This is a genomic window from Pseudomonas sp. GL_090, assembly GCF_057837765.1.
This window is the reverse complement of record NZ_CM174452.1, coordinates 4,467,778-4,493,326: the sequence shown is the minus strand read 5'-3', so window position 1 is coordinate 4,493,326 and position 25,549 is coordinate 4,467,778. Positions and strand designations below refer to the sequence as shown.

Sequence of the window (25,549 nt, the reverse complement as noted above, 5' to 3'; positions counted from 1 at the left end):
TTAACGGCATCCGATCAGGTATTGGTAGCGTTCTGAAAACAGCGCGCAGCTCACAAGGCTGCGCTTTGCCGTTTGCAGTCACGAGCTTCCTGATCCCGGAACACGCTCTGCGAGTCTTATATGAATAAACGTCCGTTGTATTTCGATTACGCCGCCACCACGCCGGTGGATGAGCGGGTCATCAAGGTAATGGTCGAGTGTCTGGGCTTTACCGGCAACTTCGGCAACCCGGCCTCCAGCTCCCACGTCTTCGGCCAGCAGGCCCGGCAATCGGTCGAACAGGCGCGACGCCAGGTCGCCGAACTGGTCGGCGCGACGCCCGGGCAGATCGTCTGGACTTCCGGCGCCACCGAATCCAACAACCTTGCGCTCAAAGGCGTGACCCAGGCCCGCGGCACTGGCGGCGGCCATATCATCACCAGCCAGATCGAACACAAGGCCATTCTCGATACTGCGAAGCAACTGCAGGAAGCCGGTGTCGCGGTGACTTATCTGGTGCCGGACGCCGAGGGCCTGATCACTGCGCAAGCGGTCAGCGAAGCCATGCGCGAGGACACCTTCCTGGTGTCGCTGATGCTGGTCAACAACGAACTGGGCACCCTCAACGATATTCCCGCCATCGGTCAGGTCGTGCGTGATCGCGGGGCGTTGTTTCATGTCGACGCCGCACAGGGCGCGGGCAAAGTGGCGATCGACCTCGCACAATGGCCCGTGGACCTGATGTCGTTTTCCGCGCACAAGCTCTATGGCCCCAAAGGCATCGGCGCGTTGTACGTCGGTCCGCGTGCACAACAGCGCTTGCAGGCGCAGATCCATGGCGGCGGGCATGAGGGCGGTTTGCGTTCCGGCACGCTGGCGACCCATCAGATCGTGGCCATGGGCGCGGCCTTTGCACTGGCGGCGGCTGCGTTCGATGAAGAGAAAGCCACTATCGTGCGTTTGCGTGAACGCTTGCTTGAGCAATTGCAGTGTGTTCCCGGCGTGCACCTGAACGGCAGCCCGACCCGGCGCATTCCCCATACCCTGAGCCTGACCTTCAGCGAAGGCGAGTTCAACCCGGCGGCATTGCTGGCCTCGATCGCGTTTTCCGCGACCTCGGCCTGCAATTCCGCGAGCAATACCCCATCCCATGTACTGCTTGCCCTGGGGCATGATGCCCGTTCGGCCAGTCGCACCATCCGCTTGAGCCTCGGGCGCTTCACCACCGAGCAGGACATCGACCAGGCGGTTCAACTGATCAAGGCAGCCTGCGCCAGTGCTCCGGCATTCTGGCAATAGGGCGACGAAGCGCCGACGTTGATCGGCACTCAACAATAATGAACAAGTGATTAGCAGGAGACACGATGAATACGCAGCTTTCGATCAATGGATCGGTGCCCCAGCGCCTGGCGCAAACCCGCGAACTGATGAGCCGGGAGGGCATTCACGCCTTGCTGGTGCCGTCGGCCGATCCGCACCTGTCCGAATACCTGCCGGGCTATTGGCAAGGGCGCCAGTGGTTGTCGGGTTTCCATGGTTCAGTCGGCACCCTGATCGTGACCCCGGACTTTGCCGGCGTCTGGGCCGATAGCCGTTATTGGGAGCAGGCGAGCAAGGAGCTCAAGGGCAGCGGCATTGATCTGGTCAAGCTGCAACCGGGTCAACCCGGGCCACTGGAATGGCTGGCCGAGCAAACCCCCGAGGGCGGCGTTGTCGCGGTCGATGGCGCGGTCATGGCCGTGGCATCGGCACGGACCCTGGGCGGCAAACTTGAAGAGCGTGGCGCCCGCCTGCGCACCGACATCGACCTGTTGAGCGGCGTCTGGAGCGATCGCCCGGGCCTGCCGAACGAACCGATCTATCAGCACCTGCCGCCACAGGCGACCGTCAGCCGTGGGGAAAAACTCGCCAAACTGCGTGAAACCCTTCAGGCGCGAGGTGCCGACTGGCATTTCATCGCCACCCTGGATGACATCGCCTGGCTGTTCAACCTGCGTGGCGGCGACGTGTCGTTCAACCCTGTGTTTGTTTCTTTCGCCTTGATCAATCAGCAACAGGCCACGCTGTTTGTCGCCTTGAGCAAAGTCAGTGCCGAGCTGCGCGTCATCCTCGAACAGGACGGCGTGACCTTACGCGATTACAGCGAGGTCGCCGCCGCACTGCGCGCCGTGCCGAGCGGTGCGAGCCTGCAGGTCGACCCGGCGCGGGTCACGGCGGGGTTGCTGGATAACCTCGACAGCGGGGTGAAGCTGATCGAAGGCCTGAACCCGACCACCCTGGCCAAATCGCAAAAAAGCCTGGCCGATGCCGAACACATCCGTCAGGCCATGGAACAGGACGGCGCAGCGCTGTGCGAATTCTTCGCCTGGCTGGACTCGGCACTGGGGCGCGAGCGCATCACCGAACTGACCATCGACGAAAAACTCACCGCCGCCCGTGAGCGTCGTCCGGATTATGTGTCGCTGAGTTTCAACACCATCGCCGCGTTCAACGCCAATGGCGCGATGCCGCACTACCATGCCACCGAAGAAGAGCACGCGGTGATCGAAGGGGACGGCCTGCTGCTAATCGACTCCGGCGGCCAGTACCTGGGCGGCACCACCGACATCACGCGGATGGTTGCGGTGGGCACACCGACCGATGAGCAAAAGCGCGATTGCACCCGCGTGCTCAAGGGCGTGATTGCCTTATCCCGCGCGCAGTTCCCGAAAGGCATCCTGTCGCCGCTGCTCGATGCCATCGCCCGTGCGCCCATCTGGGCGGAAAGTGTCGACTACGGTCACGGCACGGGTCATGGCGTCGGCTACTTCCTGAACGTCCACGAAGGTCCGCAAGTCATCGCTTATCAGGCCGCACCTGCACCGCAAACCGCGATGCAACCGGGCATGATCACGTCCATTGAACCGGGCACCTATCGTCCGGGTCGTTGGGGGGTGCGGATCGAAAACCTGGCGATGAACCGTGAGGCAGGCAAAAGCGAATTTGGCGAGTTCCTCAAGTTCGAAACCCTGACCCTGTGCCCGATCGATACGCGCTGCCTGGAAACTTCGCTGCTGTCGGACGAGGAAAAGCAGTGGTTCAACGCCTACCACGCTGAAGTGCGCGAGCGCCTGAGTCCGTTGGTCGAAGGTGCCGCGCTGGAGTGGCTGAATACCCGTACTGCGGCTATCTGATGTGAAGCTCAGGTGCTTTTTCCAGCGCTTGAGCCATGTAGTCGACAAAGGCTTTGACCCTGGCGGATTGGCGACGATTCGCCGGGGATACGGCATAAATTGGCAGCGACAACGTACTGTAGTCCTGCAAAATCGCGCTCACCCGGCCGGCGCTCAGATCTTCGCTGAATAGCCACACCGGTGACAACGCAATCCCCAATCCCCCCAGCACCATTTCGCGGATCGCCTCGGAATTGTTGCTCTGCGCATTGCCCTTGATCCGCACTTCGTGGCGTTGGGCGTCTTTTGTGTACAGCCACAGGTTTTGACTGCTCAACAGGTTGAACATCAGGCAGTTGTGCCCGCCCAGTTCCTGCGGTGTTTGCGGTTGGCCGTTTTGCCTGAGGTAGTCAGGGGAGGCGACGGTCACACGGTGGGTGCTACCGACAAGGCGAGCGATCAGGCCACTGTCGTTCAGGGCTCCGATCCGGAAAGTCACGTCCAGCCCTTCGCTGACCAGATCCTGGTTTTGATCGCTGAGTTGCAGGTCGATCTGTACGTCAGGGTAGTGTCTGAGAAAGTCCGGCAGGCGGGGGGCGATCTGCAAACGTCCGAAACTGACCGACGAGCCGACTTTCAACGGTCCGGCGACCTTTTCCCGACCGGATTGAAAGCTATGTTCCGCCGCATCCACGGCGGCGAGGATGCGGCGGCATTCGTTGTAGTACCGCCGACCTTCGTCCGTCAGGGACAGCTTGCGGGTACTGCGGGCAATCAGCTTTCCGCCCAATCGGGTTTCCAGTGCCTGCAGCACTTTACTGATGGTCGGCTGGCTGGTCTGCAACTCCCGGGCAACCGCGGAAAAACTGCCCCGTTCGACCACCCGCACGAAAATCGCCATTGCATTGAGTTTGTCCACGGGATCGCTCATTGATGCTGTAGTGGAATGATCACTATAGCGATATAGCGTCTTATCGGCATGAATTGAGCGAGGCAAGATGGCCCCACATCCACTTCTGATGGGGCATGACGAAATGACTGACTCACTGAATATGCGCGCTCTGATGGTCGACTCGGCCAATGCGCCATTGCGTTTGGTTTCCATTGCGCGGCCCATGCCGCAGGCGGGGCAGGTACTGGTCAGGATCAAGGCCAGCGGCGTGAATCCGCTGGACGGCAAAATCCGCTCCGGGCAGGCGGTTCATGCGGCTCAACCATTGCCGGCGATAGTGGGGATGGATCTGGCTGGGACGGTAGAGGCGTTGGGGGAGGGCGTCAGTGGTTGGCTGCCGGGGGATGACGTATATGCCATGGCCACCGGTATAGGTGGTATCCAAGGTTCATTGGCCGAGTACGCGGTGGTCGACGCGCGATTGTTGGCTCGCAAACCACACAACTTGAGCATGCGTGAGGCTGCCGGTTTGCCGCTGGTGCTGATCACCGCTTGGGAAGGTCTGGTCGACCGGGCTCGGGTCCGGCTCGGGCAGAAGGTATTGATCCATGGTGGTGCCGGTGGTGTTGGCCATGTAGCGGTGCAAATTGCCCGCGCTTTTGGCGCAGAAGTTTTTGCCACGGGTTCTGCCGGGCAGCAGTCGATTATCGAAGGGTTCGGCGCGACCTTTATCGATTACCGCAAGTCTTCGGTTGAAGATTATGTGGCTGAGCATACGGCCGGTGAGGGTTTCGACATTGTCTATGACACAGTAGGGGGGGAAACGCTGGATGCGTCATTCAAGGCGGCACGGATGTATCACGGTCATGTGCTCAGTTGCCTGGGGTGGGGGCAGCACAGTCTGGCACCGCTTTCCTTTCGCGGGGCGACTTACTCCGGTGTCTTCACTTTGCTGCCGCTCCTGACCGGCAAGGGGCGTGAGCATCACGGCGAGATTCTGCACGAGGCGGCGCAGTTGATTGAAGCGGGCAAGCTCGCGCCATTGCTTGACCCGCACTCGTTCACGTTGGAATCGGCAGAAGCCGCCCATGTACTGCTCTTGTCAGGAGCGGCAAAGGGGCGGTTGGTGGTCGAGATTTAACTCAGGGCCTCGAGCACGAAGTCCAGTCGATCCTGGCCGAAGTACAGCTGGTTATCGACAAACATGCTTGGCACGCCGAATACACCGCGCTGCACTGCTTTCTCGGTGTTGTCCTTGAGCGTTGCCTTGACTGTTTCGTCGGCGGTCAGTGCCAGCACCTCATTGGGATCGAAACCGTTGTCGCTCAGCACCGCCGCCACGGTTGCCGGGTCATTGAGGTTGCGGCCGTCGACCCATAGGGCCTTGAACAGGCAGTCAATGAAGGCAAAAAAACGCTCGGGTTGGTGCAACTGAATGCCGGTCACGGCACGCATCAGCACGAGAGTGTTGATCGGGAAGTGCGGATTGAACTTCAGTGGCACGTCATAGCGCCGGGCAAAACGGTCCAGGTCCTGAATCATGTGGCGACCCTTGGCCGGAATGGTCGCCGGGGAGGCGTTGCCGGTGGCCTTGAACACACCGCCGAGCAGGATCGGGATGTAGATCAGCTGGCTGTCGGTTTGCTCGCAGATTGCAGGTAACTGGGTATAGGCCAGGTAGGTGGTGGGGCTGCCCAGGTCAAAAAGGAATTCCACGGTTTTGCTCATGTTCGGTGCGCTCTGCTTATTGTTGTAGGGGAGGGCTTACCAGCGTTCGCTCCAGGGGCGCAGGTCCAGTTCGAAAGTCCAGGCGTCGCGGGGCTGGCTGTGCAGGTACCAGTAATTCTCGGCAATGTGTTCGGGGTTGAGGATGCCGTCCTGATCCTTGGTCGCGTATTTCTCGGGGAAGCTGTCACGGATGAAGTCGGTATCGATGGCGCCGTCGACGACGACATGGGCAACGTGAATATTCATCGGTCCGAGCTCTCGGGCCATGCTTTGCGCCAGTGCACGAATGCCGTGCTTGGCACCGGCAAATGCGGCGAACCCGGCTGCGCCACGCAGGCCTGCAGTGGCACCTGTGAACAGGATTGTGCCCCGCTGGCGCTTGGCCATGCGTATGGCCACTTCCCGCGCATTGAGAAACCCCGAGAAGCAGGCCATTTCCCAGATCTTGAAATACTTGCGGGCGGTTTCTTCGAGAATGCTGCACGGCACGTTGGCGCCGATGTTGAACACGAATGCCTCGATGGGGCCGACCTCGCTTTCGATCTGCTCGACCAGTGCCACCACATCGTCTTCCTTGCGGGCGTCGCAGGCGAAACCGTGTGCCTCGCCACCATCGGCCTTGATGGCATCCACCAGTGGCTGGAGCTTGTCCGCACTGCGGCGGGTGACGCAGGCGACAAAACCCTCTTGGGCGAAACGCTTGGCAATGGCGCCGCCCGTGGCATCACCTGCACCGACGACCAGTACGACCTTCTTGTTATTCATGGGTAGATCCCTTTTGGTAAACGATCGTTAACTAAACGAACGTTATGCTATGATTCGACAGACGTCAAGGTGAGCAATCCAGGGGGAAGGACAATGCGTTATTCGGCCAGTCACAAGCTGGAAACCAGGCAAAGGCTGCTGGAGAGCAGTGCGGTATCGGCCAAGAAGTCCGGATTTTCAACGGTAGGCGTGGACGGCCTGATGAAAGCGATTGGCTTGAGTGGCGGCGCCTTCTATAGCCACTTCTCGTCGAAAGACGAGTTGTTCGCCAGCATTGTCGAACGTGAGTTGGGACAAAGCCTGACGCGACTGGGGGAGGGGCAGGACCGTGACAAGCTTGAGCGCTGCTTGAAGCAGTACCTGAGTATGTCTCATGTCGAGAATCCGGAAACCGGATGTGCATTGCCGGCATTGGGGGCGGAAATTGCCCGTTCCGACCTGACTGTCCGCCAACAAGCGGAGCTCTGGATTTGTCGGCTTCAGGAACGTTGGGCGGGTGTTCTGCAAAGCGACAGCCTGGCGTGGGCGATTCTGTCGCAATGTATTGGCGCGCTGGTCGTGGCGCGCATGCTGGCTAGCCCGGATATCCAGCGCACAGTGCTGAAGTCCAGCTACGAGGAAATCGGCCGTCAGATCGCAGGTCCGAGAACCTGACGCAATGGCCCTGCCTATTTGCAGATGACAATCATGCTGCGGCTGGTATAGCCCGCTGGATTGAGGCCAAATGGGTAGTCGCCGGGCTCTTCCACGGCATCCCCCGACTTGGCGATGACCTTGTATCCCTTGGGCGCGCAGGAGTTGGCTGCGCTGGCGTAGCACTTGTCCCAGGATGAAGACAGTCCGGAACAGTTGATGTGTAGCCCTTTCCTGCCGTGCTTGATCTGTGTTTCCGAGGTCGCTGCGCAGCCCGCAATTGCAAGTGCGGCGACCAGTATCAAAAATCGGTTCATTACTGTCCTTATAGCGTCCCCGGATCTTGTGCCCGGGTCTGGCTGCATTCGCTTTTGCTTGACGCGTACCGATATCCCTATCTGAAATGGTCCATGGCATGACTCTGGGGTGCGGGGCTAAACATGGCCTAATTGAGCGGCAAATACCAGAGCCGTGTCATATCCGCTTTCAATCTGCCGCTACTGCTGGTCTGGCGGCTGAGCTCATGGTCATGGTGGCACCGACGGATGCCAAAATGATGCACATGATGGCCATCCATTGTGACAGCGAGAGGTACTCATGAAGGAACAGCAAGCCGGATAGCGCGCCGAAGGCTGGCTCGATACTCATCAGGGTGCCGAAGGTCCTGGCCGGCATGCGGGTCAGCGCGACCATCTCCAGGGTGTAGGGGAGGGCGGTGGACAGGATGGCGACGCCCAGGGCCACAGGAATCAATGACGGGGTCAATAGAGCGGAACCGGCATGGACAATACCGATAGGGGCTACGAAGAGCGCCGCGATCATTACCCCGAGTGCGGCGGTTTGCACGCCATTGTCGGCCCCCGCTTTTTGACCGAACAAAATGTACAGTGCCCAGCAGACCCCTGCACCCAAGGCATAACCGGCGCCTACCAGATCAATGCCGGCGGTCGCCTCTCCCGTCGGTATCAGTAACAGTAAGCCGGCGGCTGCCAGGGCGATCCACAAAAAGTCGATCGCACGACGCGAGGCGTAGATTGCCACCGCCAGTGGGCCGGTGAATTCAAGCGCCACTGCGATACCCAGCGGGACAGTTTGCAATGACATATAGAAGAGGAAGTTCATGCCGCCCAGCGCCATGCCGTAGACGATGACGGTGCGCAGGGATTTTGCCGTGAGTTTTGCCCGCCATGGACGCAGTATCAGCATCATGATCACGCTGGCAAAAATCAGTCGTAATGTTGTCGTCCCCTGAGGGCCGACAACGGAGAACATGCTTTTGGCCAGGGAGGCTCCGGACTGGATCGACGCCATGGCTATGAGCAGCAGCCCAACCGAGAACAGAGTAGAGGCTAGGCTGCGAGGCTGGTCATTCATTACGTGGCATCGTCCGAAATATAGGAATCAAGGGTATTTCTATTTGTGTTGGGCAATATACTGCGCATTCCATGCGGGCGCGTCTATATATACGCAGTGTTTTTGCACATATCGATAGAAACCCGAATCAGTGCTTGACGGCAGATTCTGGAGGCCTATAATTCGCCCCACTTCCGGCGCAGTCGAAACGGAAAACTCCTTGGTAAACAATGAGTTACGCAGTTTTCGGCAGCAGGTTGCTTCAGTTCATCGAAGCCGAAAGGGAGTTGAAAAAGAGGTGTTGACAGCAGCGTGTAACGCTGTAGAATTCGCCTCCCGCTGATGAGAGATCTGAAGCGCAAGTGGTTGAAGTTACAAAGGAAACTTTGAAAGCTTCAGAAAATAATCACTTGACAGCAAATGAGGCTGCTGTAGAATGCGCGCCTCGGTTGAGACGAAAGATCTTAGCCAACCGCTCTTTAACAACTGAATCAAGCAATTCGTGTGGGTGCTTGTGGAGTCAGACTGCTAGTCAACAGATTATCAGCATCACAAGTTACTCCGCGAGAAATCAAAGATGTAACCAACGATTGCTGAGCCAAGTTTAGGGTTTTCTCAAAACCCAAAGATGTTTGAACTGAAGAGTTTGATCATGGCTCAGATTGAACGCTGGCGGCAGGCCTAACACATGCAAGTCGAGCGGATGACAGGAGCTTGCTCCTGAATTCAGCGGCGGACGGGTGAGTAATGCCTAGGAATCTGCCTGGTAGTGGGGGACAACGTTTCGAAAGGAACGCTAATACCGCATACGTCCTACGGGAGAAAGCAGGGGACCTTCGGGCCTTGCGCTATCAGATGAGCCTAGGTCGGATTAGCTAGTTGGTGAGGTAATGGCTCACCAAGGCGACGATCCGTAACTGGTCTGAGAGGATGATCAGTCACACTGGAACTGAGACACGGTCCAGACTCCTACGGGAGGCAGCAGTGGGGAATATTGGACAATGGGCGAAAGCCTGATCCAGCCATGCCGCGTGTGTGAAGAAGGTCTTCGGATTGTAAAGCACTTTAAGTTGGGAGGAAGGGCATTAACCTAATACGTTAGTGTTTTGACGTTACCGACAGAATAAGCACCGGCTAACTCTGTGCCAGCAGCCGCGGTAATACAGAGGGTGCAAGCGTTAATCGGAATTACTGGGCGTAAAGCGCGCGTAGGTGGTTTGTTAAGTTGGATGTGAAAGCCCCGGGCTCAACCTGGGAACTGCATTCAAAACTGACAAGCTAGAGTATGGTAGAGGGTGGTGGAATTTCCTGTGTAGCGGTGAAATGCGTAGATATAGGAAGGAACACCAGTGGCGAAGGCGACCACCTGGACTGATACTGACACTGAGGTGCGAAAGCGTGGGGAGCAAACAGGATTAGATACCCTGGTAGTCCACGCCGTAAACGATGTCAACTAGCCGTTGGGAGCCTTGAGCTCTTAGTGGCGCAGCTAACGCATTAAGTTGACCGCCTGGGGAGTACGGCCGCAAGGTTAAAACTCAAATGAATTGACGGGGGCCCGCACAAGCGGTGGAGCATGTGGTTTAATTCGAAGCAACGCGAAGAACCTTACCAGGCCTTGACATCCAATGAACTTTCCAGAGATGGATTGGTGCCTTCGGGAACATTGAGACAGGTGCTGCATGGCTGTCGTCAGCTCGTGTCGTGAGATGTTGGGTTAAGTCCCGTAACGAGCGCAACCCTTGTCCTTAGTTACCAGCACGTTATGGTGGGCACTCTAAGGAGACTGCCGGTGACAAACCGGAGGAAGGTGGGGATGACGTCAAGTCATCATGGCCCTTACGGCCTGGGCTACACACGTGCTACAATGGTCGGTACAGAGGGTTGCCAAGCCGCGAGGTGGAGCTAATCCCACAAAACCGATCGTAGTCCGGATCGCAGTCTGCAACTCGACTGCGTGAAGTCGGAATCGCTAGTAATCGCGAATCAGAATGTCGCGGTGAATACGTTCCCGGGCCTTGTACACACCGCCCGTCACACCATGGGAGTGGGTTGCACCAGAAGTAGCTAGTCTAACCTTCGGGAGGACGGTTACCACGGTGTGATTCATGACTGGGGTGAAGTCGTAACAAGGTAGCCGTAGGGGAACCTGCGGCTGGATCACCTCCTTAATCGACGACTCAGCTGCTCCATAAGTTCCCACACGAATTGCTTGATTCATTGAAGAAGACGATAGAAGCAGCTTTAAGCTCCAAGCTGATAGCTCCAAGCTAACAGTTACGCGCTCGAAATTGGGTCTGTAGCTCAGTTGGTTAGAGCGCACCCCTGATAAGGGTGAGGTCGGCAGTTCGAATCTGCCCAGACCCACCAATTTTGTATGGGGCCATAGCTCAGCTGGGAGAGCGCCTGCCTTGCACGCAGGAGGTCAACGGTTCGATCCCGTTTGGCTCCACCATTAACTGCTTCGAAGCGTTTGAGAGTTTAGAAATGAATATTCCAGCGTGAATATTGATTTCTAGTCTTTTGATTAGATCGTTCTTTAAAAATTTGGGTATGTGATAGAAAGATAGACTGAACGTTACTTTCACTGGTAACGGATCAGGCTAAGGTAAAATTTGTGAGTTGCTCTTAGGAGCTCAATCGAATTTTCGGCGAATGTCGTCTTCATAGTATAACCAGATTGCTTGGGGTTATATGGTCAAGTGAAGAAGCGCATACGGTGGATGCCTTGGCAGTCAGAGGCGATGAAAGACGTGGTAGCCTGCGAAAAGCTTCGGGGAGTCGGCAAACAGACTTTGATCCGGAGATGTCTGAATGGGGGAACCCAGCCATCATAAGATGGTTATCTTGTACTGAATACATAGGTGCAAGAGGCGAACCAGGGGAACTGAAACATCTAAGTACCCTGAGGAAAAGAAATCAACCGAGATTCCCTTAGTAGTGGCGAGCGAACGGGGACTAGCCCTTAAGTGGCTTTGAGATTAGCGGAACGCTCTGGAAAGTGCGGCCATAGTGGGTGATAGCCCTGTACGCGAAAATCTCTTGGTCATGAAATCGAGTAGGACGGAGCACGAGAAACTTTGTCTGAATATGGGGGGACCATCCTCCAAGGCTAAATACTACTGACTGACCGATAGTGAACTAGTACCGTGAGGGAAAGGCGAAAAGAACCCCGGAGAGGGGAGTGAAATAGATCCTGAAACCGTATGCGTACAAGCAGTGGGAGCCTACTTTGTTAGGTGACTGCGTACCTTTTGTATAATGGGTCAGCGACTTATTTTCAGTGGCGAGCTTAACCGAATAGGGGAGGCGTAGCGAAAGCGAGTCTTAATAGGGCGTCTAGTCGCTGGGAATAGACCCGAAACCGGGCGATCTATCCATGGGCAGGTTGAAGGTTAGGTAACACTGACTGGAGGACCGAACCGACTACCGTTGAAAAGTTAGCGGATGACCTGTGGATCGGAGTGAAAGGCTAATCAAGCTCGGAGATAGCTGGTTCTCCTCGAAAGCTATTTAGGTAGCGCCTCATGTATCACTGTAGGGGGTAGAGCACTGTTTCGGCTAGGGGGTCATCCCGACTTACCAAACCGATGCAAACTCCGAATACCTACAAGTGCCGAGCATGGGAGACACACGGCGGGTGCTAACGTCCGTCGTGAAAAGGGAAACAACCCAGACCGTCAGCTAAGGTCCCAAAGTTATGGTTAAGTGGGAAACGATGTGGGAAGGCTTAGACAGCTAGGAGGTTGGCTTAGAAGCAGCCACCCTTTAAAGAAAGCGTAATAGCTCACTAGTCGAGTCGGCCTGCGCGGAAGATGTAACGGGGCTCAAACCATACACCGAAGCTACGGGTATCATCTTCGGATGATGCGGTAGAGGAGCGTTCTGTAAGCCTGTGAAGGTGAGTTGAGAAGCTTGCTGGAGGTATCAGAAGTGCGAATGCTGACATGAGTAACGACAATGGGTGTGAAAAACACCCACGCCGAAAGACCAAGGTTTCCTGCGCAACGTTAATCGACGCAGGGTTAGTCGGTCCCTAAGGCGAGGCTGAAAAGCGTAGTCGATGGAAAACAGGTTAATATTCCTGTACTTCTGGTTATTGCGATGGAGGGACGGAGAAGGCTAGGCCAGCTTGGCGTTGGTTGTCCAAGTTTAAGGTGGTAGGCTGGAATCTTAGGTAAATCCGGGATTCTAAGGCCGAGAGCTGATGACGAGTGTTCTTTTAGAACACGAAGTGGTTGATGCCATGCTTCCAAGAAAAGCTTCTAAGCTTCAGGTAACCAGGAACCGTACCCCAAACCGACACAGGTGGTTGGGTAGAGAATACCAAGGCGCTTGAGAGAACTCGGGTGAAGGAACTAGGCAAAATGGCACCGTAACTTCGGGAGAAGGTGCGCCGGTGAGGGTGAAGGACTTGCTCCGTAAGCCCACGCCGGTCGAAGATACCAGGCCGCTGCGACTGTTTATTAAAAACACAGCACTCTGCAAACACGAAAGTGGACGTATAGGGTGTGACGCCTGCCCGGTGCCGGAAGGTTAATTGATGGGGTTAGCTAACGCGAAGCTCTTGATCGAAGCCCCGGTAAACGGCGGCCGTAACTATAACGGTCCTAAGGTAGCGAAATTCCTTGTCGGGTAAGTTCCGACCTGCACGAATGGCGTAACGATGGCGGCGCTGTCTCCACCCGAGACTCAGTGAAATTGAAATCGCTGTGAAGATGCAGTGTATCCGCGGCTAGACGGAAAGACCCCGTGAACCTTTACTATAGCTTTGCACTGGACTTTGAATTTGCTTGTGTAGGATAGGTGGGAGGCTTTGAAGCGTGGACGCCAGTTCGCGTGGAGCCAACCTTGAAATACCACCCTGGCAACTTTGAGGTTCTAACTCAGGTCCGTTATCCGGATCGAGGACAGTGTATGGTGGGTAGTTTGACTGGGGCGGTCTCCTCCTAAAGAGTAACGGAGGAGTACGAAGGTGCGCTCAGACCGGTCGGAAATCGGTCGTAGAGTATAAAGGCAAAAGCGCGCTTGACTGCGAGACAGACACGTCGAGCAGGTACGAAAGTAGGTCTTAGTGATCCGGTGGTTCTGTATGGAAGGGCCATCGCTCAACGGATAAAAGGTACTCCGGGGATAACAGGCTGATACCGCCCAAGAGTTCATATCGACGGCGGTGTTTGGCACCTCGATGTCGGCTCATCACATCCTGGGGCTGAAGCCGGTCCCAAGGGTATGGCTGTTCGCCATTTAAAGTGGTACGCGAGCTGGGTTTAGAACGTCGTGAGACAGTTCGGTCCCTATCTGCCGTGGACGTTTGAGATTTGAGAGGGGCTGCTCCTAGTACGAGAGGACCGGAGTGGACGAACCTCTGGTGTTCCGGTTGTCACGCCAGTGGCATTGCCGGGTAGCTATGTTCGGAAAAGATAACCGCTGAAAGCATCTAAGCGGGAAACTTGCCTCAAGATGAGATCTCACTGGGACCTTGAGTCCCCTGAAGGGCCGTCGAAGACTACGACGTTGATAGGTTGGGTGTGTAAGCGCTGTGAGGCGTTGAGCTAACCAATACTAATTGCCCGTGAGGCTTGACCATATAACACCCAAGCAATTTGATGCTCCTAGTTGAAGAAACGAAAGAGACCAGATTGCGGTGTGTGAAGACGAAACGAACCGAAAGTTCGAGATGCTCACAAAACACCTAGCTGTCACATACCCAATTTGCTGAAGCGCGGCCGACCGGCCACGACTCGGTACCCGAATTTCTTGACGACCATAGAGCGTTGGAACCACCTGATCCCATCCCGAACTCAGCAGTGAAACGATGCATCGCCGATGGTAGTGTGGGGTTTCCCCATGTGAGAGTAGGTCATCGTCAAGATTAAATTCCGAAACCCCTATCTGCGTATGCAGGTAGGGGTTTTGTTTTTGCGCTCGAAAAACAAGGCCGGCCCACCCAAGGTCAATTATAAAAAAAATCACACAAACCAGGCTCCACGCTTTTGGTATGGTGCAGCTCATTTTTAATGGACTGAATTTGCGCCCACGGATCGGCATTCTTTTTCAAAGAGTTGCTGCACAAGTGCCCGAACCGATACCGATCAAGGACCACGAAAAAGAGACATGCCTGGTCAACAAGAGACTCATGGCCTGCGCCTTGTTCGTTGCGGCTGTCACCTGTGCACTGGTAGTGCGCATGTATGTCCTGCAGGTAGTCGAGTTCGACTATCACTCGACCATCTCCGAAAACAATCGCGTACATGTCCTGCCGATTACACCGCCCCGCGGGTTGATCTATGACCGCAACGGCGTACTCCTCGCAGACAACCGCCCCAGCTTCAACCTGACCATCACCCGCGAACGTGCATCCAATGTCAACGAAGAGCTGGACGAGGTCGTCAATCTCCTGCACTTGCCCGCTGAAGATCGCACGCTGTTCGACAAGGCGATGAAGCAGGCACGTCACCCCTTCGTACCCGTGACACTGTTCTATGAGCTGAGCGAAGAACAGATTGCCGTACTCGCCGTCAACGAGTTCCGTCTGCCGGGCCTCGATGTCGAGCCGCAGTTCGTTCGGCACTATCCATTGGGCGAGCACTTCGCCCATTCAGTCGGCTACGTCGGACGTATCAACGAGAAAGAGTCAAAGGCTTTGGATGACGTCGAGTACCGAGGTACCCAATCCATCGGCAAGACCGGGATCGAAAAATTCTACGAGTCGCAACTGCACGGCCATGTCGGTTATGAGGAAGTCGAAACCAATGCCCAGGGTCGCGTGCTGCGGGTGCTCAAGCACACTGACCCGGTGCCCGGCGAAAACATTGTCCTGAGCCTCGACATCAAGCTTCAGGAAGCCGCCGAACAAGCCCTGGGGGATCGCCGTGGTTCGGTGGTCGCGCTGGATCCGTCGACCGGTGAAGTGCTGGCCATGGTCAGCAACCCGAGTTTCGATCCGAACCTGTTCGTCACCGGTATCAGCTCCAGGGAATACTCCACACTCCGGGACTCCATCGACCGACCGCTGTTCAACCGTGTGCTGCGCGGTCTCTATGCGCCGGGTTCGACCATCAAGCCGGAAGTGGCAATCGCCGGCCTCGATGCCGGTGTCGTCACACCACAGACCCGTGTGTTCGACCCCGGTTATTACCAACTGCCGGATTTCGATCACAAGTACCGCAACTGGAACCACAGCGGCGACGGCTGGGTGGATATGGATGCGGCGATCATGCGTTCCAACGACACCTATTTCTACGACCTTGCTCACAAACTGGGGATTGATCGTCTGCACGATTACATGGCGATGTTCGGACTGGGTGAGAAAGTCTCCCTGGACATGAATGAAGAGTCTCCCGGCCTGATGCCATCCCAAGCCTGGAAACGCGCCACCCGTCGTCAGGCCTGGTTCCCGGGCGAGACGGTGATTCTCGGTATCGGCCAGGGCTATATGCAGGTCACGCCACTGCAGTTGGCCCAGGCCACCGCGCTGATTGCCAACAAAGGCGTGTGGAATCGTCCGCACCTGGCCAAAACCGTGGACGGTGTCGCGCCGGTGGATGAGCATCCGATGCCGAATATTCTGCTCAAGGATCCACGCGGCTGGGAGCAGGTCAACCATGGCATGCAGATGGTGATGCATGATGCCCGCGGGATTGCCCGGGCCGCAGCGGCGGGCGCGCAGTACCGTATTGCCGGTAAGAGCGGTACCGCACAGGTGGTGGCAATCAAGCAGGGCGAGCGTTACAACCGGGAGAAAACCCGCGAGCGTAACCGCGACAATGCCTTGTTCGTCGGTTTCGCCCCGGCCGAGCACCCGAAGATCGTGATTTCGGTGATGATCGAAAACGGCGAGGCCGGTGGTCGCGTTGCCGGTCCCGTGGTGCGGGAGATCATGGACGCCTGGCTACTCGACCAGGATGGCCATCTCAAGCCGCAGTACGCAGCGCCGAGCAAGGCTGCGGGCGATCCTCACGTCTGAATTTAGTCTGTCAGCCGTTGTTGCAGGCTTTCGAGAAAGATCGTCTCGGCACGGCTCATGCGCTGTTCGCGGTTCCACAGCCAATGAATGTCCACATCGGCAATCCCTTCGTGGGGCAGCAGCAGGGGGGAACTCGGATCTGCAGGAAGGCCTCATGCGTAGGCGAGGGTTTTTTCTTCCAGCAGTTCCTCATACAAATTTGCCCATTTGCGACCCATTTCGTCCGCCGTGAACAGATTTTGATAACGGGCCTGTGCCTTCTCGCCCATTTGCGCCGCCAGCACCGGGTTTTCCCAAAGCGTGCGCATCGCCTCGCGAAACGCCAATGGATTACTCGGTGGCACCACCAGCCCGGTCTCGTTATGGATGTTGATGTAACTGGTGCCAGTGCCAATCTCACTGGAGATCATCGGTTTGCCATACATCGCGCCTTCCAGCAGTGAAATGCCAAAGGCTTCGGAGCGCAGGTGCGACGGGAACACGATGGCATAGCTCAGTTGCAGCAACGCTACCTTGTCCTCGTCTCCCAGACGCCCGAGGAAGTGAATATTGCGTAAACCCAAGGCGGCCGCCTGGGCATGCAGCTCTTGTTCCAACGGGCCGGCACCGACAATTACTGTCGGGTAATCCAGGTCCTTCAGGGCGTCGAGCAGGATGTGCAACCCTTTGTAGTAGCGCATCACACCCACAAACAGAAAGAACTTATCGCCAAGCTTTTGCCGCCAGTGAGCCGTTCGATCGCTGTCCGGCTGTGGGTAACCCGTCTTGTTCAATCCATAGGGGATCACTCGGGTCTTGTGCTGAAACTGTTGCAACACATCACTGGTGTGCAGGTAATTAGGCGATGCAACGATGATCCGGTCGGCGCTGTGCAGAAAGCGATTCATCAGCGGCCGGTAAAGTTTGAGCAGCTGTTTCTGGCGGATAATGTCCGAGTGGTACGTCACCACGCTGGGTTTGTTCAGACTGCTTGCGAAATGCACCAGGTCCATGAACGGCCATGGAAAGTGGTAATTGACTACGTCGGCCTCCGCTGCCAGCTCGCAAAACTGTTTGAAGACGCTCCAGGAAAAACCCGTGGAGGCGAACTGAATGTCGAGCCGGGCTCGATGGACTTCATGATGCGCGACCTGCATCACCGGCGGTGTCGGATCGGCACTGAGTGTCAGCACCTTGCCTTCAACGCCGTGCAGGGCGCCGCTTTCGCACAACTGGAAAATCACTTGTTCGATCCCGCCGACCGAGTCAGGCAGGTACGTCTTGAAAAAATGAAGAACTCGCATTCAACCTCCCAGAGCCTGGCGGTAAGCGCTGGCCGTGACTTGCGCGCAGCGCTCCCAGGTAAAAAGCCTTGCCTGTAGCAATCCGGCTTCTCGGCATGCCTGCCAATGCGCTAGATCCTCGATCAGACGACTCATTGCATCGCGCAAGCCGTCGGTTTCATCCGGTTCAACATAGTTACCCGCAGAGCCTGCGACTTCGGGCATGGCCGAACGTCGGGTCAGAATGACCGGCGTTCCGCAAGCCATGGCTTCCAGCACCGGCAGGCCAAAACCTTCGTAAAGCGACGGAAAAATCAATGCCCGGGCGCCGGCCAACAGCTGCGCAACGTGCTCGTCAGGCAGATAGCCCAGCAAACAGACACAACCGCGGGCCAGGGCCTGGTGCAATTCTTCGCTGAACTGCTCGCGCTGCCAGCCGGCCATGCCGACGATCAGCAATGGAAAACGCTGACGGACCGATTCCGGCAATCGGGCGTGGGCGCGCAGGGCGAGGGACAGATTCTTGCGCGGCTCCAGGGTACCGACACAGAGGAAGTATCCCCGCGCTTCAACGCCATGGTTCTTGAGTACAGCGTCGATAGCCTCGGGGGATCGCGGGTGAAAACGCGTGGCTACACCCAGCGGTGCGACGACAAACCGCTCGACCGGTAACCCGAAATGCGCCTGGGCTTCGTCAGCAATGAACTGCGAGTCGGTAAGAATCAGGCTTGCCTGTCGCACGCCATCGGTCACGCGCCGTTCGATTTCTCGCAAGCGCGCCGGTGGCTGCGTTTCGGGATAGTGCAGGTGAGTCAGGTCATGCAGGGTGATGACTGTCGGGCCGTCGAATGACAGCGGCCACAAACTCGGTTCGTGGTAGAGGTCGATGGCTTGCGCGCGGCCTTGATCGAAGCGTTTCTGCTCCAGCCACCGCCGGGCTTGATAGGCCCCCGGAATCTGCCGCAGCAATGGCGTCAGTCGGGAATAGCCGGGCATGGCCGCCTCAGGCAGCACATCACTCCAGCCCCAGCCATGAAACAGCGCCAGTTCAATATCCGGTTCACACGCCAGGGCGTTCGCCAGTTCGACGACGTAGTGGCCGATGCCGGTGCGCGGCGCCTGGAGAATCCGGGCGTTAAGGGCAATGCGCATGTTGCCTCTCTTGTGCGAGCGGCACGTCCGAGAGATTGCGCAGAGTGCGTTCGGCCAATTGCGCACTGGCTTCACGCCAACCGATCCAGCGCCAGTGCGCGACATCACGAGTGGCCGGGAATTGACCGCTGCTCTCGAAACGAATGACCAGGTCAGCCAGGCTTTGTGGTTCGGCCAGATCGAAGTACGCCATGAACTCGCCACCGATTTCGCGAAAAACCGCAATGTCGCTGCCCATGGCCGGCAGTCCACGCTGCATGGCTTCTACCAGTGGCAGGCCGAAGCCTTCCACAAAAGACGGAAACACCAGTGAGCTGGCGTGGGTGTAGGCATGTTCGAGGCTGGTGTCGTTCAGGTCGTTGAACATGAACAGTCGTTGGTTCAACTGCGGGTGATTACGGACCCGGGCCAGCAGTGCATCGCATTTCCAGCCGACTCGCCCGGCAATGCACAGACGGGCATTGGAGCCTGCCGCCCAGGCCCGTTCGAAGGCATCCAGCAGGTAGTCGTGGTTCTTGCGCGGCTCGATGGTACTGACCATCAAAAACACTGGTTCCGGCGTTCTGAAAATATGCGTCAGGCGCGGCTCGACGGCGGCCGTGACTTCGCTCAGGTCCAGTTCGGAGCCGAGGTGGAAATAGTCGAACCACAATTCACTGGCCTTGGCAGGACCCAGGCGGCGCTGCAGTTCATCACGCACCTGATCGCGCACCGTGGCGGAAATGGCCACATAGCCATCGGCGGTTTTGGTGATCCAGTCGAACCATTCATTGAAAACCTGCACCAACCGCGTGTCGTAAAACTGCGGATGCGTCACGGGAATCAGGTCGTAAATCACCGAAACGATGCCCACGCCTTCACGTTTGAGTCGTTCGGCAAACGGGAAGAAATCGGTGTGCCAGGACGAGTCCAGCAGCACCAGTTGATCCCCCGGTTGGTGCTGTAGCGGCGTGCAACGTTTGGGCAGTTGATACTGATTGAGTTGGTCGATCAGACGCAGCGGCACGCTGAAGCAGGTCAGCGCTGTCAGTCGATAAGCCACGTATACCAAGCGCCGGGCGAAACGCGATGTCAGGCGTTTATCGAGCCGCTGATGCCATTGCCAGAAACGATGTGCCAGTCGGCCAAGTCGCCCGCCGAACATCATCAACTGATCGAAAAACGGAATGTTCAGCGCACCGAGTTTCAGCACCCGATAGAGTTTGCCCTTGAGCATCACAACCGGGATGCATTCAACGCCGTCGACCGATTCCGGTAACTGGTTGACGACGTTGCGCACCACCCGCTGAATGCCCGAATTGACCTTGGGGTGCTGGAAAACGTGCGTACATTCCACCAAAAGACGCGTCATGGCGTGCCCCCCGAGGTCACCGGCGCGCTCGAACGCGTGACGGTGGTCTTCGCGGCCAACCACGAGCAGCCGACAAAGTCTTCCTGGCGGTTGTTGATCACATGGAACACCAACCCGTAATCGCGCCACTCGAAGTTGCGGTCCAGGTGTGAATCCAGGCGTGACAGGCTCAAGGCCACGGAATAGTTACCCTTGCCCAGCCCCATGACGAAAGCAAAGCGATAGGTCACGCGCTCGCCAGCCTGCAAGTCGGTCAGCGCCTGATCCTGGCGATGGGTGTTGATGCCGTACATGGCCTGGCCCAGGCGATCCTTGATCATGAAGCCCAGTACCAGCCGTTCGATGTCCTGGCAAACCTCGACATTCACTTCCAGCACGACCGGCTGGCCGACTTCGGCGGCGTCGATGGAGCGTTCATGTTGGTCGAGCAAGCGCACGGTCAGGATCCGGGCTTCACCCGTTCCCGAAATGGTACTGACCTGGCCGCCGGCGAGGGCTTCCTGGCGCACGGTCTGTCCTTCACGCTCGGCGAGCAGGGCGTTGTAGTAATCCATCACGGATTCGGGTGTGTCGTGCATGGCCATGTGGCCGTTTTCCAGGAGGATCGCCGAGTCGCAGATCGACTGAATCGCCCCACGGTCATGGGAGACGATCAACAGCGTGGTACCGGCTTTGCGAAAACTGCGGATGCGGTCGAAACTTTTGTGCTGGAAGTAGGCATCGCCCACCGACAGTGCTTCATCGACGATCAAAATGTCCGGGCGCCGCGCGGTAGCCACACTGAACGCCAGACGCATTTGCATACCGCTGGAATAAGTGCGCACCGGGTGGTCGATGGCGTCGCCAATTTCCGCGAAGCGTTCGATTTCCGGCATCAACGCTTCTATTTCTTCGACCTGCATGCCCAGCAGTTGCCCGGCCATGACCGCATTCTGCCGGCCGGTAAAGTCCGCATGAAAACCCATGCCCAATTCCAGCAGGGCGGCGACGCGGCCTTCGAGCTCAATGGTGCCGCGGGTGGGTTGGGTGGTGCCGGTGATCATCTTCAACAAGGTGCTTTTGCCGGCGCCGTTGACCCCGACGATACCCACCGATTCTCCGGGGGCAATCTGGAAGGTTACGTCCTGCAGCACCCAATGCTGGCGATGACGAATCGGCGAGAACGGGACCAGCCATTCAACCAGTCGACTCCAGCGGGAAGGGTATTGTTTATAGGCCTTGCCCAGGCCGGTGACGCGTATGTGCCCCATCAGAGTTCATCCACCATTTCACCGACCCTCTGCCGAAACAGCCGAAGCCCGATGACGAGAAACATAACGCTGGCGACCAGGATCGGCAGCAGCGAACTCCAGACGGGCCATTGGCCATACAGGAAGATGTTCTGGTAGCTGGTGATCAGGTTGGTCAGGGGGTTGAGTTGCAGCAAGCGCTGCACCCAATCGGGCAGGATGCTCAGCGGGTAAACGATTGGCGTCAGCCAGAACCAGAATTGCAGACAGATGGCGAAAAATTGCCCGACATCGCGAAAAAAAACATTCAATACGCCAAGAATAATCCCCAACCCGGCACAGAACATCACCTGTAACGCCAGCAGAGGAATGAGCGCAAACAGGGCCAGGCCCGGTAGTCGACCGGTGATCAACAGAAAGCCGAGGAACAAGCCGATGATGATTGCGAAGTTGATACCGGCATTCAACAGCACGATCACCGGCAGGCAGATCCGTGGAAAGCTGATTTTTTTCAGCAGGTTGGCGTTATCCAGAAACATGTTCTGGCTGCGCACGGTGATTTCCGCGAACAAGCCCCAGGTCAGCAACCCGGCGCAGAGGTAGATGCTGTAGGCCATGCCGTCATCTACCCCTGGCAAACGCGCGCGCATGATCTGGGAAAAAATAACGGTGTAGACAATGATCATCGACAGCGGATTGAGCACGGTCCACAGGGCACCGAACAACGAATTGCGATAACGCGCCTGAAACTCTCGCTGGACGCTACCGAGGATGAACCCTCGATAGCTGCTCAGCGTGCGGTAAAGGGAAAGCAGCATTCAAACCGTCCTGCCGTATTGATCTTCGAAGCGGACGATGTCGTCCTCTCCCAGGTATTCGCCGCTTTGCACTTCGATGATCACAAGGTCGATCACGCCGGGATTTTCCAGGCGATGCTTGTGACCCGCGGCAATGAAGGTCGATTCGTTCTTGGCCACCAGGCGAGTGCCGGTGCCATTGTTGGTGACCCTGGCCATGCCTTCGACCACCACCCAGTGTTCATTGCGATGGTGGTGCATCTGCAGTGACAACTTGGCGCCGGGCTTGACCACGATGCGTTTGATCTTGAAGCGCGGGCCTTCCTCGAGCACGGTGTAGGTGCCCCATGGCCGGCTGACGGTACGGTGCAGGCGATAGGCTTCGTGCTCTTTATCCTTGAGTTGCCTGGCCACCCGGCGCACATCCTGGGCGCGGTCGGCGTGGGCCACCAGCACCGCGTCGGCGGTGTCGACGATGATCAGGTTGTCCACGCCCACGGTCGCGACCAGACGGTCTTCGCTGTGGACGAAGTTGTCGTGGCTGTCGATGAAAATCGACTCGCCGACGGCGCGGTTGTTTTGTGCATCCGCCGGTACCAGCGCGGCCACCGCACCCCAGGATCCGATGTCGCTCCAGTCGAAACGGGCCGGCACGACAACCACCTTGTCGGAGCGCTCCATCAACGCGTAGTCGATGGAAATGTCCATGATCTCGCCAAACAGGGCCGGCGACAGTTCCTGTTGCAGGCACCCCGCGTTTTCCACCGCAGCGCTGGCGGCCATGCAGGTTCGCGTCTGCTCCAGCAAGTCGGGCGCATGGGTTTGCAGTTCGGCCAGTACGCTGGCGACCGAGAAGCAGAACATCCCGGAGTTCCACAGGAAGTTGCCGCTTTCCAGGTAATGAGTCGCGGTTTGCAGGTCAGGTTTTTCGACGAAGCGTCGCACGCTGGCAGCGCCTTTGTCGTCCAGCGATGTGCCGGCTTCAATGTAGCCAAAACCGGTTTCCGGCGCCGTCGGCACCACACCAAAGGTCACCAGGTGACCGCGCCTGGCCAGCGTCACGGCATGCTCGACCGCGTCCTTCAGTGCGTCGACATTGACGATCAGATGGTCGGCGGGCATGACCAGCATGATCGCGTCGTCGCCATGCAGGGCCTGGAGGGAGAGGGCGGCGGCGGCAATGGCCGGCGCCGTGTTGCGACCCGTCGGCTCCAGCAGGAAGTGCCCGCGATGATGGCCCAGGTGCGCGTCCCGAAAGTGATCCTTGCTCTGGAAGTAGTACTCGCGGTTGGTCACCGTGACGATATCGCCCCAGCCGGCGATCAGATGCGCGGCACGCCGATAGGTCTTGCCCAGCAGCGACTGGCCGTCGGGCAATACCATGAAGGGTTTGGGATGGTCCTCACGCGACACCGGCCACAACCTTGTCCCGGCACCACCGGAGAGAATCACGGGAATCAGCATGGCCTACTCCTTGGCGACGCGTTTCATGTCCGCATCCATCATCATGCGGATCAAGGCATCCAGATCGGTTTTTGGTTTCCAGCCCAGCACACGTTGGGCCTTGGCCGGGTTGCCGAGCAGCACTTCGACTTCGGCCGGGCGGAAGAACGCCGGGTCGATCTTCACGTAGTCGCGGTAGTTCAGACCCACATGATCGAAGGCAATCCGGCACATCTCGCGCACGGTCGTGGTCACACCGGTGGCCACCACGAAGTCGTCGGGCTTGTCCTGTTGCAGCATCAGCCACATGGCTTCGACGTAGTCCCCGGCAAAGCCCCAGTCGCGCTTGGCGTCGATGTTGCCCAGGCGCAGTTCCTGCTGCTTGCCCTGCTTGATTCGGGCAGCGGCATCGGTGACTTTGCGCGTCACGAACTCGATGCCGCGCAGCGGTGATTCATGGTTGAACAGAATGCCGCTGCTGGCATGCAGGTTGAAGCTTTCGCGGTAGTTCACGGTGATCCAGTGGCCGTACAGCTTGGCCACGCCATAAGGGCTGCGCGGATAGAACGGCGTGTTCTCGTCCTGCTGCTCGGCCTGGATCAGGCCGAACATTTCGCTGGTGGACGCCTGGTAGAAGCGCGTTTGCGGGCTGAACTGACGGATCGCTTCGAGCAGGTGGGTCACGCCCAGGCCGTCGACGATGCCGGTGGTCACCGGTTGATCCCAGGAGGCCGCGACAAAGCTTTGCGCGGCGAGGTTGTAGATCTCGTCCGGCGCCGACTTGATCACCGCGCGCTGCACTGAACAGGCATCGGCCATGTCGCCCTCCAGGTAGACGATGTCTGCCTCGACCCCCATCTCACGCAGGCGCCAGCGCGAGTCGCTGCTGCGACGCGCCACCAGGCCGTGGACTTTGTAGCCCTTGTCGAGCAGCAGTTTGGCCAGATACGCGCCATCCTGGCCGGTGATACCTGTGATCAATGCACTTTTAGTCATTCTTGTCGTACTCGCTTCTCCCAGTCGGACAGGATCGCCCGCAGGGATTGTTGTGTTGTGATTTCAGGCTTCCATCCGGTGGTTTCGATCAGGCTGCGAATGCTCTGCTCGCGCCCCGAGCAAGCTGACGTACAGGAACGCGCCGGTGAAGCCGCATGCCTTGAAGGCTCGCAGCAGGTTCAGGGTGCCCAGCAGATTGATGTTCAGGGTGCGCGCCGGATCATGAAAGGCGTCCGGGACGAAAGTCTGGTCAGCCAGGTGAATTACCACATCGGGCAATTCCGGCCACAAGCCTTCGAGGCTGTCTGGCGCGGCGAGATCGTAGCGGCAAGGAACAGGCAGAAGTTCCCATTCCGAGGCATCGGCCTGCAAACGCGATTGGGTGTGCTGTCCTGTGAATCCAGTCAGGCCCGTGACAAACAGACGTTTTTTCAACCGCGACCCCCCGGTCATGCATTTCATCCATTCCTGATTGGCTTGATGGAAGGGTCTTACGAACCAACAGGATCGCTCGCAAAGACAGATGAAATGTTTGTTGTAGTTGTTTGCTGGTCAATCTGTGCCATTTGCTCGGCAATTTCAACAGGTCCAATCGTGACCGGTCAGTTCTCGTCAGCGTAGCCTGATTTATTCTCGTCGGGCGGTTCACGAATCCTCAACGGATGTGGTTAGAATGCCCTTCGTCACGAGTATCCGGGGTTCGGCAGCGTCGCTTCGAAACTGCGAGAAACTGACCACTAAAACAAGAACGAAGACGGGCAGCAAGACGATGGACGAGCGCCAGTAAACACTGACTCGAACCGTGTTCTCCCCGTCATGGCGTGAGGCTGCCGGGATGGCGGTGTCAC

17 protein-coding genes, 2 tRNA genes, 3 rRNA genes and 2 pseudogenes are annotated in these 25,549 nt (G+C 57.6%); 10 read left to right on the top strand and 14 right to left on the bottom strand.

The features are described from left to right. Positions 1-120 precede the first annotated feature (120 nt). Positions 121-1,278 (top strand): cysteine desulfurase family protein, encoded by a 1,158-nt coding sequence (locus tag AC3ITA_RS20105; RefSeq protein ID WP_489278286.1) that lies wholly within the window; start codon positions 121-123, stop codon positions 1,276-1,278. Between the two features lie 65 nt (positions 1,279-1,343). Continuing rightward, positions 1,344-3,152: an aminopeptidase P family protein gene (locus AC3ITA_RS20100; protein WP_414928974.1), complete on the top strand. Its 1,809-nt coding sequence runs from the start codon at positions 1,344-1,346 to the stop codon at positions 3,150-3,152. Here AC3ITA_RS20100 and AC3ITA_RS20095 read toward each other — a convergent pair. Then, the gene (locus AC3ITA_RS20095) at positions 3,145-4,062 is read right to left on the bottom strand and encodes a LysR family transcriptional regulator (RefSeq protein WP_489278285.1); all 918 of its coding nucleotides are present in this window, start codon (positions 4,060-4,062) and stop codon (positions 3,145-3,147) included. The two genes, AC3ITA_RS20100 and AC3ITA_RS20095, sit on opposite strands and share 8 nt — an antisense overlap. 103 nt (positions 4,063-4,165) lie before the next feature. On the opposite strand from AC3ITA_RS20095, the gene AC3ITA_RS20090 reads away from it, so the two are divergent. Beyond that, complete coding sequence (locus tag AC3ITA_RS20090; RefSeq protein ID WP_489278284.1) at positions 4,166-5,164, top strand: zinc-dependent alcohol dehydrogenase family protein; 999 nt, start codon at positions 4,166-4,168, stop codon at positions 5,162-5,164. On the opposite strand, the gene AC3ITA_RS20085 is transcribed toward AC3ITA_RS20090, so the two are convergent. After that, entirely contained in the window at positions 5,161-5,751 is a 591-nt protein-coding gene (locus AC3ITA_RS20085) for a 2-hydroxychromene-2-carboxylate isomerase (RefSeq protein ID WP_095945819.1), read from the bottom strand. The genes AC3ITA_RS20090 and AC3ITA_RS20085 overlap by 4 nt on opposite strands. 36 nt (positions 5,752-5,787) lie before the next feature. Next, positions 5,788-6,516 carry an SDR family oxidoreductase gene (locus tag AC3ITA_RS20080; protein WP_150673632.1) on the bottom strand — a complete coding sequence of 243 codons (729 nt, stop codon included), beginning with the start codon at positions 6,514-6,516 and terminating at the stop codon, positions 5,788-5,790. 93 nt (positions 6,517-6,609) lie between these two features. Here AC3ITA_RS20080 and AC3ITA_RS20075 point away from each other — a divergent pair, with 93 nt between their 5' ends. Further along, positions 6,610-7,170 carry a TetR/AcrR family transcriptional regulator gene (locus AC3ITA_RS20075; protein WP_489278283.1) on the top strand — a complete coding sequence of 187 codons (561 nt, stop codon included), beginning with the start codon at positions 6,610-6,612 and terminating at the stop codon, positions 7,168-7,170. Positions 7,171-7,184: 14 nt separating this feature from the next. On the opposite strand, the gene AC3ITA_RS20070 is transcribed toward AC3ITA_RS20075, so the two are convergent. Then, positions 7,185-7,466, bottom strand: coding sequence for a hypothetical protein (locus AC3ITA_RS20070; RefSeq protein WP_150673634.1), 282 nt, complete (start codon positions 7,464-7,466; stop codon positions 7,185-7,187). Between the two features lie 169 nt (positions 7,467-7,635). Further along, positions 7,636-8,523 (bottom strand): threonine/homoserine exporter RhtA, encoded by an 888-nt coding sequence (gene rhtA, locus AC3ITA_RS20065; protein WP_095945815.1) that lies wholly within the window; start codon positions 8,521-8,523, stop codon positions 7,636-7,638. A gap of 613 nt (positions 8,524-9,136) precedes the next feature. Between rhtA and AC3ITA_RS20060 the strand changes: the two genes are divergently transcribed. The 6 genes from AC3ITA_RS20060 (at position 9,137) to mrdA (ending at position 16,471) form a co-directional block, all read left to right on the top strand. After that, a 16S ribosomal RNA gene (locus AC3ITA_RS20060) occupies positions 9,137-10,673 on the top strand. Between the two features lie 122 nt (positions 10,674-10,795). Further along, positions 10,796-10,872: transfer RNA gene (locus AC3ITA_RS20055), tRNA-Ile, on the top strand. Positions 10,873-10,881: 9 nt separating this feature from the next. Further along, positions 10,882-10,957 (top strand) — tRNA-Ala (locus AC3ITA_RS20050). A gap of 241 nt (positions 10,958-11,198) precedes the next feature. Then, positions 11,199-14,092: ribosomal RNA gene (locus AC3ITA_RS20045) — 23S ribosomal RNA — on the top strand. A gap of 169 nt (positions 14,093-14,261) precedes the next feature. After that, a 5S ribosomal RNA gene (gene rrf, locus AC3ITA_RS20040) occupies positions 14,262-14,377 on the top strand. The 16S, 23S and 5S rRNA genes sit together here with 2 tRNA genes alongside, the layout of an rRNA operon. Positions 14,378-14,578: 201 nt before the next feature. Next, entirely contained in the window at positions 14,579-16,471 is a 1,893-nt protein-coding gene (mrdA, locus tag AC3ITA_RS20035) for a penicillin-binding protein 2 (RefSeq protein ID WP_489278282.1), read from the top strand. A 2-nt stretch (positions 16,472-16,473) separates the two neighbouring features. Here the strand turns inward: mrdA and AC3ITA_RS20030 are convergent. The 9 genes and pseudogenes from AC3ITA_RS20030 to AC3ITA_RS19990 all read right to left on the bottom strand — a co-directional run. Then, a pseudogene (locus AC3ITA_RS20030) lies at positions 16,474-16,593 on the bottom strand (LysR family transcriptional regulator); the annotation flags it as partial. A 30-nt stretch (positions 16,594-16,623) separates the two neighbouring features. Then, positions 16,624-17,754 (bottom strand): glycosyltransferase family 4 protein, encoded by a 1,131-nt coding sequence (locus AC3ITA_RS20025; protein WP_095942492.1) that lies wholly within the window; start codon positions 17,752-17,754, stop codon positions 16,624-16,626. Then, positions 17,755-18,885, bottom strand: a complete 1,131-nt coding sequence (locus AC3ITA_RS20020) for a glycosyltransferase family 4 protein (protein ID WP_489278281.1) — start codon at positions 18,883-18,885, stop codon at positions 17,755-17,757. Further along, the gene (locus AC3ITA_RS20015) at positions 18,869-20,236 is read right to left on the bottom strand and encodes a glycosyltransferase family 4 protein (RefSeq protein WP_489278280.1); all 1,368 of its coding nucleotides are present in this window, start codon (positions 20,234-20,236) and stop codon (positions 18,869-18,871) included. The genes AC3ITA_RS20020 and AC3ITA_RS20015 overlap by 17 nt, the downstream gene beginning before the upstream one ends. Further along, positions 20,233-21,486: an ABC transporter ATP-binding protein gene (locus tag AC3ITA_RS20010; RefSeq protein WP_095942494.1), complete on the bottom strand. Its 1,254-nt coding sequence runs from the start codon at positions 21,484-21,486 to the stop codon at positions 20,233-20,235. The genes AC3ITA_RS20015 and AC3ITA_RS20010 overlap by 4 nt, the downstream gene beginning before the upstream one ends. After that, the gene (locus AC3ITA_RS20005) at positions 21,486-22,283 is read right to left on the bottom strand and encodes an ABC transporter permease (protein WP_489278279.1); all 798 of its coding nucleotides are present in this window, start codon (positions 22,281-22,283) and stop codon (positions 21,486-21,488) included. Before AC3ITA_RS20005 ends, AC3ITA_RS20010 begins: the two co-directional genes overlap by 1 nt. Further along, the gene (locus tag AC3ITA_RS20000) at positions 22,284-23,726 is read right to left on the bottom strand and encodes a mannose-1-phosphate guanylyltransferase/mannose-6-phosphate isomerase (protein ID WP_489278278.1); all 1,443 of its coding nucleotides are present in this window, start codon (positions 23,724-23,726) and stop codon (positions 22,284-22,286) included. 3 nt (positions 23,727-23,729) lie between these two features. After that, on the bottom strand, positions 23,730-24,701 hold the full coding sequence (gmd, locus tag AC3ITA_RS19995) for a GDP-mannose 4,6-dehydratase (protein WP_150674044.1): 972 nt from the start codon (positions 24,699-24,701) through the stop codon (positions 23,730-23,732). Between the two features lie 90 nt (positions 24,702-24,791). Beyond that, positions 24,792-25,136: pseudogene (locus tag AC3ITA_RS19990) on the bottom strand (NAD-dependent epimerase/dehydratase family protein); the annotation flags it as partial. Positions 25,137-25,549: the final 413 nt, after the last annotated feature.